We start from the raw sequence: 13601 nt of genomic DNA, 5'->3' as shown, positions 1-13601 counted from the left end.
TATCGATATTTTTTAAACTGCTCGTTTAAGCAGCATAGATTTTATGTGTCCAATCGCTTTGGTCGGATTTAATCCCTTAGGACAAACATTTACACAGTTCATTATGCCATGACAACGGAAAACACTAAATGCATCATCTAAATCAGATAATCGCTGATCAGTTGCCGTGTCACGACTATCAATTAACCATCGATAAGCGGCAAGTAAGCCTGCGGGACCTATAAACTTGTCAGGATTCCACCAAAATGATGGACACGCAGTTGAACAACAGGCGCACATAATACATTCGTATAAACCATCTAACTGTGCACGATCCTCTGGTGCTTGCAGGTTTTCTCTTGCAGGCGGAATGGTGGCATCATCAATTAAAAATGGTTTTACTTTAGCGTAGTTACTATAAAACTGTTCCATATCAATGATCAAATCACGAATCACCGGCAATCCCGGTAACGGACGAATAACAATCGAACTGGCAGACATTAAGGCTGATAGCGGCGTAATACACGCTAACCCATTTTTACCGTTCATGTTAATACCATCAGAGCCACACACACCTTCACGGCAAGAACGACGGAAAGACAAACTCGCGTCTTGTTCTTTCAGCAAAATTAGCGCATCTAACACCATCATATCGGTGCCATCAGGCACATCAAGCTGATAGTCTTTCATGTGCGGAGCATCATCAACATCAGGGTTATAACGGTAAATTGAAAAATTCAGTTTCATCGTAGTGGTCTCCCCTTAATAAACACGCGCTTTAGGTGGAAATGCTTCACGATGAATCGGTGCCATATTGACATCACGTTTCGTCATCGCTTCCGTTTGTGGATTATAAATCGAATGGCATAACCAATTGGTATCATCGCGTTCAGGGAAATCAAATCGAGCATGCGCTCCACGACTCTCGGTACGGTAATTGGCTGCAACAGCTGTTGCCATTGCCGTTTCCATAAGATTGTCTAACTCTAAACACTCAATTCGCTGAGTATTAAACTCGGTAGAAGTATCATCTAGTCGTGCATGCTTTAAACGTTCACGAATCGCTTTAAGCTCTTCCAAGCCCGTAGCCATTGCTTCGCCTTCTCTAAATACCGAGAAGTTATTTTGCATACACGCTTGCAGGTCTTTACGAATTTGAACCGGATCTTCACCTTCTTGAGTATTATTCCAGCGGTTAAGACGTGCCAGAGAAGCTTCAATATCCGCATCTGTCGCAGGTTTAGCTTCGGCTTGCGCCAATAATGTTTGGCCTAAATGCAATCCCGTTGCGCGTCCAAAGACGACTAAATCAAGTAATGAATTTCCCCCTAAACGATTCGCGCCATGTACTGATACCGAGGCGATTTCACCACAAGCAAATAAGCCCGGAATTTCTTCATCTACCCCTGCTGCATTTTGCTTTAATGCTTGACCTGAAACTTGAGTAGGTACACCGCCCATCATGTAGTGACAGGTTGGAATCACTGGAATCGGCTCTTTCACTGGATCGATATGAGCAAACGTGCGCGAAAGCTCACAAATTCCTGGTAAACGTGATTCAAGTACATCTTTACCTAAGTGATCGAGTTTTAACTTCAAATGTGGCCCCCATGGACCATCACAACCGCGACCTTCACGAATTTCAACCATCATTGAGCGAGCAACAACATCACGTCCGGCTAAATCTTTAGCATTAGGTGCATAACGCTCCATAAAGCGTTCGCCATCTTTGTTAAGTAAATAACCCCCTTCCCCACGGCAACCTTCAGTAACCAATACCCCGGCACCAGCAATACCTGTAGGATGAAATTGCCACATTTCCATGTCTTGCATCGGGGCACCTGCGCGTAATGCCATACCGACACCATCACCCGTATTAATATGGGCATTAGTGGTCGATGCATAAATACGTCCAGCACCACCCGTTGCTAAAATTGTCGCTTTAGCTTTGAAATAACAGACTTCGCCAGTTTCCATGCACAAAGCGGTACAGCCTAAAATAGCACCATCTGAATTTTTAACGAGATCAAGCGCATACCACTCAGAAAATATTGTGGTTTTATGCTTAATATTTTGCTGATAAAGCGTATGTAATAGAGCATGACCTGTACGATCTGCCGCAGCAGCAGTACGTGCTGCTTGCTCACCACCAAACTCTTTTGATTGACCGCCAAATGGACGTTGATAAATACTACCATCATCAAACCGTGAAAATGGTAAGCCCATTTTTTCAAGTTCAATCACCGATTTAGGTCCATTTTCACACATGTACTCAATCGCATTCTGATCACCAATATAATCAGAACCTTTAACGGTGTCATACATATGCCATTGCCAATTGTCAGGGTGAGAGTTTCCTAACGCAACTGTGATCCCTCCTTGTGCAGACACCGTATGAGATCGGGTCGGAAATACTTTTGATAACAAGGCACATTTTAAGCCTTGTTCTGATATTTGTAATGCAGCACGCATTCCTGCACCACCAGCGCCGATAACAACGGCATCAAATTCACGAACAGCAATGCTCACTACACACCCCACACAATGAAGAAACCTGAAAATAGGTAAATAAATAGAATCGCGACAATAACAAACTGAAAACAAGCTCTTAACGCTGCTGGTTTAATGTAATCAGTAAGCACTTGCCATAAACCAATCCACGCATGAATTAAAATGGATCCCAAGGCTAACAGCGTAAAGACTTTAGTAGTAAGTTGACCAAAAAATGCTTGCCATGAGGCAAACGTTATTTCAGGGCTAAAAGCAATAAATCCCACTAAATAAAGGGTATACAGCGTTAGAATAATGGCCGTTGCACGAATTAAAATAAAATCATGCACACCGTTACGCCCAACAGAAGATACATTGGCTACCATACTAATACTCCTGCAAATACGGATAATATTGCCACAATGACAAAGCTTACCTTTGTACTAGCAAGACCCGTTTCCATTTCTTCAAAATAGCCCATGTCCATCAATAAATGACGTACACCGAGCACAATATGATAAAACAGTGCGGTTAATATTCCCCACAAGACAACTTTTACCAACCCACTATCAGTAATACTGGCAGCCGTGGCAAAACCTTCAGGGGAGGACAATGACAAGTTTAAGAGCCATAATAAAATGGCGATCGCAACGAACGTAATCACGCCCGAAACTCGATGTAGGATTGACGCTATCGCAGTTAAAGGAAAGCGCATTGTTTGTAGGTCGAGGTTGACTGGTCTTGGCTTCTTTACTTTCACATTTTGCTCACTCAGCTTCATTGAAGCATTTTATTTTTATTAAACTATTTGATTTTTTATAGTGAGCCATCAAGAAACGGCTAAAAAATGCGACGCTATCATTAAAAGCAAAGTGTTGAGCAATATAATCGCTTTGTCTTTCAACCGCATTCCTTACGCAGTTTATTAACAACATGTCAGCTATATCATAACCAAATGTCAAATCCACTATACCTAGCGTAACATTCAAAAACAAACTCAGTTACATGACATTAAACACAAAGTTCACAAAAAAACACAAATAGCGAAAAGTTATTAACAAGCGCACATTGATGAATACAAAAATTGACAATTGGCTCACCTCGCGGTACAACAAATGTACATCCGTTTCGGATTCAGGATTCTACAAATAACAAAGGAGATTGTTATGGCAGATAAGAAAGCTACTCTTCATATAGAAGGGAAAGCACCTATCGAACTGCCGATTATCGAGGGCTCAGAGGGCCAAGATGTAATCGATGTGCGAAAACTAGGCGCGAACGGTTTTTTTACATTTGATCCAGGTTTTCTAGCGACAGCCTCATGTGAATCTCAAATCACTTACATTGATGGCGATAAAGGAATTCTGTTACATCGTGGCTTTCCTATCGATCAATTAGCCAACAATGCCGATTACTTAGAAGTGTGTTACGTACTACTTTATGGCGAAGTGCCAACCCGTGCTGAGTATGAACAATTCCGCACCACCGTTACTCGCCATACAATGGTTCATGAACAAATTGCCAGTTTCTTCCATGGCTTCCGCCGTGATGCTCACCCTATGGCTATTATGTGTGGTGTTGTCGGTGCATTATCAGCGTTCTACCATGATTCATTAGATATCAATAATGATCTTCACCGTGAAATAACCGCTTTTAGACTATTATCAAAAATGCCAACCTTGGCAGCGATGTGTCACAAATACACTACTGGTCAACCGTTTATTTATCCGCGTAATGACCTTGATTATGCTGAAAACTTCCTTCACATGATGTTTGCTACGCCATGTGAAGAATATGAAGTCAGCCCTGTCGTTTCACGCGCGATGGATAAAATCTTCACCCTTCATGCTGATCACGAGCAAAATGCATCGACCTCAACAGTCCGTTTAGCAGGCTCTTCTGGTGCGAATCCATTTGCTTGTATTGCGGCTGGTATTGCTTCACTTTGGGGTCCGGCACATGGCGGCGCTAATGAAGCCTGTCTGAAAATGCTTGAAGAAATTGGTAGCGTGGAAAATATTCCAGAATTTATTGAACGAGCCAAAGATAAAGATGATCCGTTCCGTTTAATGGGTTTTGGTCATCGGGTATACAAAAACTACGATCCACGTGCAACCGTGATGCGCGAAGCCTGCCACGAAGTACTTGAAGAGCTTAAAATTGATGATCCATTGCTTGATGTTGCCATGGAGCTTGAGCGTATTGCGCTGTCAGATGAATACTTTGTCAGCAAAAAACTGTACCCGAACGTTGATTTCTATTCAGGTATTATCCTTAAAGCTATTGGTATTCCAGTATCAATGTTTACGGTTATTTTTGCGATCTCGCGTGTTATTGGCTGGATTGCACATTGGAACGAAATGCACAGTGATCCAACTAACCGAATTGGTCGACCACGTCAGCTCTATACTGGTTATTCACAACGTGAGTTTAAGCCACTCCACGAACGTGAGTAACTGAGGTTCGAGGGTTCGAGGGTTCGAGGGTTCGAGGGTTCGAAAAATAAAAAGGTTGAGACTAGATCTCAACCTTTTTTAATACAATCAATAAATTACAATCATTCGTTATACAGGATTATTAATATCTATAAATTCAACCGCAAAACCATGCTCTTTCGCTAGCCATTCACCTAATGCTTTAACACCATAACGTTCTGTCGCATGATGCCCAGCCGCAAAATAATGAATCCCTAATTCACGCGCAATATGTGTTGTTCGCTCGGACACTTCACCCGAAATAAACGCATCGCAACCTTGCTGTACTGCAAGCTCAATATAATCTTGACCACCACCCGTGCACCAACCGACTTTTTTGATTAAAGCCGGCGCATTATCGCCAATATGTAATGGTTCACGCTGTAATGCCATCGCAATCCGCGCGGCAAATTCTTCACCGGTTAATGGTGTATCTAACTCACCATAAATAGCAATCGAGCGTGGATTACCCATTTCTAAACCGCCAACGATATCTAACCCAAGACGTTGTGCTAACTGAACGTTATTGCCGACCTCTGCATGGACATCAAGCGGGAGATGGTATGCGTAAAGATTAATACCATTTTCAATCAAGGCTTTGATACGACGATATTTCATTCCTCGAATTTCAGCAGGCTCTCCTTTCCAGAAAAAACCATGGTGAACTAAAATGGCATCAGCATGTTCTGCAATTGCGCGATCAATCAATGCTTGGCAAGCAGTAACACCAGTAATAACTTTGGTTATTTCAGCCTTACCTTCCACCTGTAGCCCATTAGGGCAATAATCTTTAATCAGCTGTGGTGATAGAAAATCATTTAACAAAGCTTCTAATTTAAAATTATTCATTGTTCATCCTTTGTAAATAACGTCATGCTATTGATTCAACAACACCCTCTTCAAAAAGTATCAGCCTTTAGTCACAATCTCAATCAACAAAATTAGTCACCCATCGCTATCACCGACTTTCAGACACAAAAAAAGCCGCTCTTAGCAGCTTTTTCAACAAGATATTGTCATACTTAATACGTTTATTAGCGACGCGAAGCGCCATGATCAAGTCGTGATAACCATAATGGTTTAGTGCTTGTCTGTGACCAACAACGGTACATATAACTGGTTAGGCGTGTACGTTTATTAATAGGCATCAGGAGTAACACAGGTAAACACACTAATCCTAGTAAAATGACATAAGCACGACGAGAAATAATACTCGCCACCGAAAACTGAGTGTACATTGCTAACTCCTGACCCAAAAAAACCTAACTGGTACTTTAATCCAATAAATGAAAGAATACTACAGAAACTCGGTCAATGATTAGTCACAAACAGTAAAGTAAACGTTTACCTTGAAGGATGTGTCAATATGTTACAATCCAATGGAATTATTCACCAAACCAACGCCGATTTTCACACGCTATTGAAAATGCCTAATATTGTAACTGCGTGTGATTACGCTATGAGTAATCAATGGCTGCAACAGTTTGCCAAAAATGCCATTATTCCGACCGATATTCTTTATAATGGCAATACACGATTAGGGTTTTATTACCAATGGCTGTGGCAACAATTAATCATTCATCATCCAGATTACAGCCTAATTGGCGAAGAAATTCAATTACAATGGCAACAGCAAACTGTCGGGGCAATTGATTTTTTAGTCCATAATCACCGCAGTGATAAAATTGAACATTGGGAAGTCGCGATTAAGTTTTATTTAAGCTTCCAGCATCAATGGCCTGGCCCTAACGCCAATGATAATTTAGATAAAAAAATCAACCGTATGATCGATCATCAACTCCAACTCACAGATCACCCAGCCTTTAAACACTTAAATGACCATTACCCGTCTCAGCGTCGATTAATTATGCAGGGCCGTTTATTTAATGCATGGCCGAATTCACAATCTGGCTCAGATATGCCAATTAACCCCACAGGTTTTAAAGGCCATTGGTGTTATTGTTCACAAGCAACAGCATTAGAATTAAAAGTGCTAGAAAAACGCCAATGGATAGCACCACCGCTATTTTCTCAACTAATAACCTTCCTCAATATTGCAGAAATCAAGGTACCGACTCAAGCACTCGACAGTAATAATCAAGTGTGGTTTATCGTACCGGATCATTGGCCGCAGCATAATCGACAGCTATAAAAAAACGCCCTAATATTCTTTCAACTAGAAAGAATATAATTAGGGCGTTTTTTCGTACGTACTATTCGTTATGGTGCTGAATTATAAACCAGCATCACTAAATACTTTACTAACGATATCTTGTGCTTCTTTTTCGATAAGGGCTAAATGCTCTTTACCTTTAAAGCTTTCACAATAAATTTTGTAAATATCTTCAGTACCAGATGGACGTGCGGCAAACCAACCGTTTTCAGTGGTTACTTTCAAGCCACCAATCGCAGCACCGTTACCTGGCGCATGTGTTAGTCGAGCAAGAATAGGTTCACCAGCCAGTGTTGTTGCTGCAACCATTTCTGGTGACAACTTACTTAACACTGCTTTTTGTTCTTTATTAGCAACTGCTTGTAGACGTGCATATTCTGAACTACCAAATTTAGCGGCAAGCTCATCATAATATTGTTGTGGATTCTTACCGGTTACTGCTGTGATTTCCGCAGCCAATAAGCATAAAAGAATACCATCTTTATCTGTTGACCAAGGCGTACCATCTTGACGTAAGAAAGAAGCACCCGCACTTTCTTCGCCGCCAAAGCCTAATGTGCCATTGTATAGACCATCAACAAACCATTTAAAGCCAACTGGAACTTCAACAAGTTCACGGCCTAACGCTGCAACAACACGATCAATAATCGCGCTTGATACTAATGTTTTACCTACAGCGACTTGCTCACTCCAACCACTACGGTGACGGAACAAATAATCAATACATACTGCAAGATAATGATTCGGATTCATTAAACCAGCCGGCGTTACAATACCGTGACGGTCATAATCAGGATCATTACCAAAGGCTAAATCATAGTTATCTTTATAAGCCAGCAAACCAGCCATTGCGTAAGGTGATGAACAGTCCATACGCACTACACCGTCTTTGTCTAATGACATGAAACGGAATGATGGGTCAATAGATTCATCAACTAAAGTAAGGTTTAGTGCGTAATGCTGTGCAATTTGACGCCAGTATTCAATACCTGAACCACCAAGAGGATCAACACCTAGTTTTAAATTCGCTTTTTGAATCGCTTCAATATCAATAACATTGACGAGATCAGCAACATAAGGTGCAACGAGATCTTGTTGAACCACAAGCTCAGAAGCAAACGCTTCTGCAATAGGTACGCGCTTTACATCAACCATGCCATTGGCAATAATGTCATTAGCGCGCTGCTCAATAGCAGTCGTTAATGCACTTTCCGCAGGGCCACCGTGAACAGGGTTATACTTAATACCACCATCTTGCGGTGGGTTATGCGATGGAGTAATAACAATGCCATCTGCTTTATCAGCATGCGCTTTATTATGGCAAAGAATTGCATGAGAAATGCCAGGTGTCGGTGTGTAACCTAACCCTTCTTGAACCACAACTTTCACGTTGTTCGCTACCAACACTTCTAATGTTGAAGTAAATGCTGGCTCAGATAAAGCATGTGTATCCTTACCTAAAAATAGCGGTCCAGTTAAACCATTTTCTAGACGAACTTCAGCGATAGCTTGAGCAATAGCCCAAATATGGTGCTGGTTAAAGGTACCTTTATCTGCCGTACCACGATGTCCAGAAGTACCAAATGCTACTTTTTGCAGCGGATCAGTAATATTCGGCTCAATGAGAAAATAATTAGCAACAAGTGCTGGAATATTATGCATATCTTCTTGCTGAGCGCGTTGACCCGCACGAGGATGGATTGCCATTGTCTTATCCTTGTAAAAACTCAATAGTGATTATATTTCACCACAAACTTTATCAATAATATCAGAACTGAAACCCATCTTCGTCATTAATTGGTCAATCATTTGACGCTTTCGGTCTGTATTGGTATTTGTGATCACCCAAAATGGGGTTGTTGGGATTGATTTTGGCTTGGTTGTTTTACCACTTGCAAGCAATGTTTCTTCGTCGTGGGCAAAATAAACACGCGTACGTCCTTTAATTGCCGCCGCTTCTGCAAAGCCATCGGCATCAATTCGGTAAAGAGAAGATAAGATCAGCATAAAACGACCAATGGCTTTCTCTTGCGCTGCAAATTCATCTGAAATTAGCACAGTACGCATTTCTTTAACGCGATCCATGGTTGGCTCATTACCAGCATCTCGACTCACAACAATGCCTTTAGGACGAACAGGCATCACAATAGCATCATGCTGTAATTGTTCTTCTGGCACCATAAGCAAGCGACGTAAAATATCAGAAGCGCTTTCACCAATATGTTGTGTTTGGCTAGCGATATAACGATATAGCTCTTCGTCTACCTCAATAGTCTTCATGGTATTATTCATTATCATTCCGTTTAAAATTCTGGGTACGATTATAGCCTGATCCGAGGTTATACTCTATGGTAAATACCACACCTAACTAGAGAAAATAGCCAGTGAATCTTCATTTTCGTGCTGAAGGCAAGGGTAAAACGATCGTTTTGATCCATGGTTTGTTCGGCAGCGCAGATAATCTTGGTCTTTTAGCCCGAGAATTAAAACAACATTACCAAGTGATCAGTATCGATCTTCGCAATCATGGTTTATCACCTCACAGTGATCAATTTAGCTATCAAGATCTTGCTCAAGATATTATTGACACCCTCGATCATCTCGCTATTGATCAGTTTGATGTTGTTGGTCATTCAATGGGAGGCAAAGTTGCGATGGCACTATCGGCATTAGTCCCTCACCGTATCAGTCATCTTATTGTTATCGACATGGCACCCGTGATATATCACGCTCATCGTCATCAAAATGTGTTTCATGGCTTACGTGAAGTTAACTGCCACCTTATAACAAAGCGCAGTGAAGCAGAACACTATTTAGCCCGTTATGTCGAAGATGCAGGTGTTCGCCAATTTTTATTAAAATCATTAGCAAAAACAGAGACAGGTTACCAATGGCGATTTAATATTGAAGGCTTAATTGCTAACTATGCCACTATTATGGGCTGGCACCCTGCCTTACAACCCTTTAGTGGCAAAACATTATTCATTAAGGGTCAATTATCTGATTATATTGAACCTCAATACCGTGGTGAGATTATGGCACAATTTCCAAATGCTAAAGCCCATGTGGTCGCCAATACGGGTCATTGGCTTCATGCCGAAAAGCCAGCGACGGTAAATCGGATTATTGACCAATTTTTAACGCAATAACCGCAAATAATTCATCGTCAGAATCAACATTTAACTATAGTAGACTACAGGACTAATGATTAAATCCCGTACTCGACTGTGATATAGTGCGCTAAGTTTGATAGTCTTCTTTTATAGTAATGCGATAGCAACAGCTTGTAAGCAAGCTGACGCTATTAACGAGAAGCTATCCTGCCCTATTGATAAAGGGCAACAATAACCAATGATAATATTTGAGCGAAAAAACACCAAATCGTCATCAAACATTAATTATCATTGCGTCATTTATACTGATTTCTGTAAACTGCCCAATAGCAGTTAACAATTTAATATGGGTAATATCTACTATGGCGAGCGTTGGACTCTTCTTTGGTAGCGACACCGGTAACACCGAAGCTGTCGCTAAAATGATTCAGAAGCAACTAGGTAACAAACTAGTTGAAGTAAAAGATATCGCAAAAAGCAGCAAAGAAGATATCGACAACTTTGATCTGATACTACTAGGTATTCCTACTTGGTATTACGGTGAACCACAGTGCGATTGGGACGACTTTTTCCCAGAGCTTGAGCAAGTTGATTTCTCAACCAAACTTGTTGCTATTTTCGGTTGTGGTGATCAGGAAGATTACGCAGAGTACTTCTGTGATGCAATGGGCACAGTACGTGACATCGTTGAAAGCAAAGGCGGCACAATTGTGGGTAACTTTGCCACTGCAGGCTATGAGTTTGAAGCATCAAAAGCGTTAGTTGATGATGCAAACTTTGTTGGTTTATGCATTGATGAAGACCGTCAACCAGAGCTAACAGCACCACGTGTTGAGCAATGGGTTAATCAAATCTTTGATGAAATGTGTCTTGCTGAACTTGCTGACTAAGCAACGTCACAATACACATTTAAAAACGCGCTTTGATAGCGCGTTTTTTATTTTTTAAGATCTTATTCAATCTGAACCATTTAAATATCACTGGATGGTTTCATCATATCTGAGCGATATTGCAGTTTTTTCTAACATAGAATATACGTGTAACTTGTGCCACAACCTCGTTGTTTGCCTTAGAAACACTGACGCTAAATTCCGGTAAATATTGATTACCTTCTGCGGTTGCGGCAATAATCTCAGTAATACAGGCATCTGAAATAACAAAATAAACAAACAAGCCACTATTAGCTGTGAGTATAAAATCAATTTTCGCAGCCGTATCCCACACGAAATATTGCTTACCTAAAATACCTCTTAGTATTAATGAATAAACCGAATCGGTTAACGAAAAAATACTGCCACAATACTGAGTACGATTCGCCTTTTTATTCCACCAGCACAATTTCAGCCGTAACCACACATAGCAAAAATCATTACTGATCAACATAATTTTCATACCTGCCCCCAAATGAAGGCTATAAGTTTAACGCTAGCTTAACCAAACTCGGCTTATAGTAATCAAACAAGGCATTACTCTGGACAAACTGGTATGATGAGTAAATTTATTACATCATATTTACAATATTGTAAACTAAAGAAAAGTGACACTTCTGCTAGATAACTGACCTTTTAAGGTTTATTGTTATCGTTGCGTCACTTATAATGATTCTAAATGAGAAAGACTACTGCAACATTTTTGCAGCTAGCCAACAGGAAAATCGGATGTCAGATAATAATCACGCGCTCAAGCAAGCAGGTCTTAAAGTAACACTTCCTCGACTTAAGATTTTAGAAGTGCTTCAACAACCTGATTGCCAACATATCAGTGCTGAAGACCTGTATAAAAAACTCATCGATATCGGTGAAGAAATTGGCCTTGCGACCGTTTACCGTGTCCTAAACCAATTTGATGATGCAGGCATTGTAACTCGTCACCATTTTGAAGGTGGTAAATCGGTATTCGAATTAGCTACTCAACATCATCATGATCATCTCGTTTGTCTTGATTGTGGAAAAGTAATTGAATTCTCAGACGAAATGATTGAGCAACGCCAAAAAGACATCGCGGCACGCTTTAATGTCCGTTTAACAAACCATAGTTTATATCTTTATGGTCACTGCATCGATGGCGACTGTAATGCCGATGAAACGTTGCACGACGAAAAATAACAACCTCTCGTTATTTTTACTCTAAGAACCAGTGGTCAATATCACTGGTTTTTTACATCTAGAAAAAACCAAGACCTATCTCACGATTCAAATAACGTTACAATTGTCTACGTGACAACCAATGCTTAATTACCTATATATCATTTAGTTACTTTTTATAGGGAATTAATCATGAAACCGAATTCATTAACTATCGCTTTAATTAGCGCTTTATCTTTAGGTTCTATTTCTTCTGTCGCTCATGCTTGTACACGGGTTTTATGGGAAACAAAAGATCAGGGCACATTCGTTGCACGTACAATGGATTGGTCAGAATCAACCCACCCAACATTAGTCAATTACCCCCAAGGCAGTGAATACTCGACCCACTTGAGCAAGCTTAATAATATTAATGCTAAGTATGCTGTTACTGGTATTACAGCTTATGGCATTGTGGTTGATGGCCTTAACTCTCAAGGATTAGGCGGTAATATACTTTATGATGGTGAGATGGATCTTGGTAACGGCGATCCACAACAACAAGCTGGCGCGATAACTTATTTACGTCACCTATTATCACAGTACAAAAATGTCAATGACTTGGTAGCAGCAATTAAAGACAATGCTCCAATTGAAGAATTGATCGATGGAATTCCAGTACGTATTGCGCTACATCTCTCATTCCAAGATCCAACCGGTGATAGTGCTATTGTTGAATGGCGTGACGGTAAACCACAAATTTGGCATGGTAAACAATACACCGTATTAACCAATCAGCCTGGTTATGCACAACACCTTGCTAATGTCCAACGCTCACAACGCGGTTGGGGCAAACAAGATCAACAATGGAGCCAAACAAATTTAGGAACTGGTGGTAACGCTAACCCAGAAGATCGCTTTATTCACACCACTTATTTCTCTCAGCATCTAAAAGAGCCAACCAGTGTAACTAATGGCATAGTGAAACTAGACTCAACCATGTTCCGTATTCCACATGATGCGCCAAACCGTCCCATTAATGGCAAAATGTCTGGCTATGCGACTGAATACTCAATCAATCAGCATCTACAATCTGGTGAGACATTTATTCGCTACCAATGGGGTGATACTTACACCCAATTTAACTATGACATTAAAGCAATTCAGCAATCACAAAAACTGATCAAATTTAATATCGTCAATAATGAATTAGCGGGTGACATTACTCAAAAAGTCATCGCGTCAGGGAAATAAGCAACAGCTAAGCGCCATAAAAAAAGCGCCTATTCCATTACTGAAATAGGCGCTT

General features: G+C 40.7%; 15 protein-coding genes. 6 read left to right on the top strand and 9 right to left on the bottom strand.

What is annotated here, in order from left to right:
- Positions 1-12 precede the first annotated feature (12 nt).
- Genes BTO21_RS02450 through sdhC form a run of 4 tightly spaced genes read right to left on the bottom strand, consistent with a single transcriptional unit; the run spans position 13 to position 3250 of the window.
- On the bottom strand, positions 13-726 hold the full coding sequence (locus tag BTO21_RS02450; protein WP_045026799.1) for a succinate dehydrogenase iron-sulfur subunit: 714 nt from the start codon (positions 724-726) through the stop codon (positions 13-15).
- A gap of 15 nt (positions 727-741) precedes the next feature.
- Positions 742-2508, bottom strand: coding sequence for a succinate dehydrogenase flavoprotein subunit (gene sdhA / locus BTO21_RS02445; RefSeq protein WP_045026803.1), 1767 nt, complete (start codon positions 2506-2508; stop codon positions 742-744).
- Complete coding sequence (gene sdhD / locus BTO21_RS02440; RefSeq protein WP_045026804.1) at positions 2508-2855, bottom strand: succinate dehydrogenase, hydrophobic membrane anchor protein; 348 nt, start codon at positions 2853-2855, stop codon at positions 2508-2510. The genes sdhA and sdhD overlap by 1 nt, the downstream gene beginning before the upstream one ends.
- Complete coding sequence (sdhC, locus tag BTO21_RS02435) at positions 2849-3250, bottom strand: succinate dehydrogenase cytochrome b556 subunit (RefSeq protein WP_045026806.1); 402 nt, start codon at positions 3248-3250, stop codon at positions 2849-2851. The genes sdhD and sdhC overlap by 7 nt, the downstream gene beginning before the upstream one ends.
- Positions 3251-3635: 385 nt before the next feature.
- Between sdhC and BTO21_RS02425 the strand changes: the two genes are divergently transcribed.
- Positions 3636-4925, top strand: a complete 1290-nt coding sequence (locus BTO21_RS02425; RefSeq protein WP_065192674.1) for a citrate synthase — start codon at positions 3636-3638, stop codon at positions 4923-4925.
- A gap of 108 nt (positions 4926-5033) precedes the next feature.
- On the opposite strand, the gene BTO21_RS02420 is transcribed toward BTO21_RS02425, so the two are convergent.
- Both BTO21_RS02420 and BTO21_RS02415 read right to left on the bottom strand, forming a co-directional pair.
- Entirely contained in the window at positions 5034-5792 is a 759-nt protein-coding gene (locus BTO21_RS02420; protein ID WP_045026810.1) for a Nif3-like dinuclear metal center hexameric protein, read from the bottom strand.
- Between the two features lie 185 nt (positions 5793-5977).
- Complete coding sequence (locus BTO21_RS02415) at positions 5978-6181, bottom strand: DUF2517 family protein (RefSeq protein WP_045026811.1); 204 nt, start codon at positions 6179-6181, stop codon at positions 5978-5980.
- Between the two features lie 128 nt (positions 6182-6309).
- On the opposite strand from BTO21_RS02415, the gene BTO21_RS02410 reads away from it, so the two are divergent.
- Entirely contained in the window at positions 6310-7095 is a 786-nt protein-coding gene (locus tag BTO21_RS02410; RefSeq protein WP_045026813.1) for a DUF1853 family protein, read from the top strand.
- Positions 7096-7176: 81 nt separating this feature from the next.
- Here BTO21_RS02410 and pgm read toward each other — a convergent pair whose 3' ends face one another.
- Positions 7177-8823, bottom strand: a complete 1647-nt coding sequence (pgm, locus tag BTO21_RS02405) for a phosphoglucomutase (alpha-D-glucose-1,6-bisphosphate-dependent) (RefSeq protein WP_045026814.1) — start codon at positions 8821-8823, stop codon at positions 7177-7179.
- A 30-nt stretch (positions 8824-8853) separates the two neighbouring features.
- Complete coding sequence (seqA, locus tag BTO21_RS02400; RefSeq protein WP_045026864.1) at positions 8854-9396, bottom strand: replication initiation negative regulator SeqA; 543 nt, start codon at positions 9394-9396, stop codon at positions 8854-8856.
- 104 nt (positions 9397-9500) lie between these two features.
- Here seqA and BTO21_RS02395 point away from each other — a divergent pair, with 104 nt between their 5' ends.
- Positions 9501-10265: an alpha/beta fold hydrolase gene (locus tag BTO21_RS02395; protein WP_045026816.1), complete on the top strand. Its 765-nt coding sequence runs from the start codon at positions 9501-9503 to the stop codon at positions 10263-10265.
- A 326-nt stretch (positions 10266-10591) separates the two neighbouring features.
- On the top strand, positions 10592-11119 hold the full coding sequence (gene fldA, locus BTO21_RS02390) for a flavodoxin FldA (protein WP_045026818.1): 528 nt from the start codon (positions 10592-10594) through the stop codon (positions 11117-11119).
- A gap of 103 nt (positions 11120-11222) precedes the next feature.
- On the opposite strand, the gene BTO21_RS02385 is transcribed toward fldA, so the two are convergent.
- Positions 11223-11621: a DUF4442 domain-containing protein gene (locus BTO21_RS02385; RefSeq protein WP_412760178.1), complete on the bottom strand. Its 399-nt coding sequence runs from the start codon at positions 11619-11621 to the stop codon at positions 11223-11225.
- A 266-nt stretch (positions 11622-11887) separates the two neighbouring features.
- Between BTO21_RS02385 and fur the strand changes: the two genes are divergently transcribed.
- Both fur and BTO21_RS02375 read left to right on the top strand, forming a co-directional pair.
- The gene (gene fur / locus BTO21_RS02380; RefSeq protein WP_065192670.1) at positions 11888-12334 is read left to right on the top strand and encodes a ferric iron uptake transcriptional regulator; all 447 of its coding nucleotides are present in this window, start codon (positions 11888-11890) and stop codon (positions 12332-12334) included.
- 171 nt (positions 12335-12505) lie between these two features.
- Positions 12506-13546 carry a linear amide C-N hydrolase gene (locus BTO21_RS02375; RefSeq protein ID WP_045026819.1) on the top strand — a complete coding sequence of 347 codons (1041 nt, stop codon included), beginning with the start codon at positions 12506-12508 and terminating at the stop codon, positions 13544-13546.
- Positions 13547-13601: the final 55 nt, after the last annotated feature.

The sequence above is a fragment of the Photobacterium phosphoreum genome, assembly GCF_002954725.1.
In the GTDB taxonomy this organism is placed as follows: Bacteria; Pseudomonadota; Gammaproteobacteria; order Enterobacterales; family Vibrionaceae; genus Photobacterium; species Photobacterium phosphoreum.
This window is presented reverse-complemented; position numbering and strand designations above follow the sequence as displayed.

Coding starts and splice junctions, on each gene's coding strand:
- BTO21_RS02450 (WP_045026799.1), bottom strand. CDS start 726: ATGAAACTGAATTTTTCAATTTACCGTTATAACCCTGATGTTGATGAT.
- sdhD (WP_045026804.1), bottom strand. CDS start 2,855: ATGGTAGCCAATGTATCTTCTGTTGGGCGTAACGGTGTGCATGATTTT.
- sdhC (WP_045026806.1), bottom strand. CDS start 3,250: ATGAAGCTGAGTGAGCAAAATGTGAAAGTAAAGAAGCCAAGACCAGTC.
- BTO21_RS02425 (WP_065192674.1), top strand. CDS start 3,636: ATGGCAGATAAGAAAGCTACTCTTCATATAGAAGGGAAAGCACCTATC.
- BTO21_RS02420 (WP_045026810.1), bottom strand. CDS start 5,792: ATGAATAATTTTAAATTAGAAGCTTTGTTAAATGATTTTCTATCACCA.
- BTO21_RS02415 (WP_045026811.1), bottom strand. CDS start 6,181: ATGTACACTCAGTTTTCGGTGGCGAGTATTATTTCTCGTCGTGCTTAT.
- BTO21_RS02410 (WP_045026813.1), top strand. CDS start 6,310: ATGTTACAATCCAATGGAATTATTCACCAAACCAACGCCGATTTTCAC.
- pgm (WP_045026814.1), bottom strand. CDS start 8,823: ATGGCAATCCATCCTCGTGCGGGTCAACGCGCTCAGCAAGAAGATATG.
- seqA (WP_045026864.1), bottom strand. CDS start 9,396: ATGAAGACTATTGAGGTAGACGAAGAGCTATATCGTTATATCGCTAGC.
- fldA (WP_045026818.1), top strand. CDS start 10,592: ATGGCGAGCGTTGGACTCTTCTTTGGTAGCGACACCGGTAACACCGAA.
- BTO21_RS02385 (WP_412760178.1), bottom strand. CDS start 11,621: ATGAAAATTATGTTGATCAGTAATGATTTTTGCTATGTGTGGTTACGG.
- fur (WP_065192670.1), top strand. CDS start 11,888: ATGTCAGATAATAATCACGCGCTCAAGCAAGCAGGTCTTAAAGTAACA.
- BTO21_RS02375 (WP_045026819.1), top strand. CDS start 12,506: ATGAAACCGAATTCATTAACTATCGCTTTAATTAGCGCTTTATCTTTA.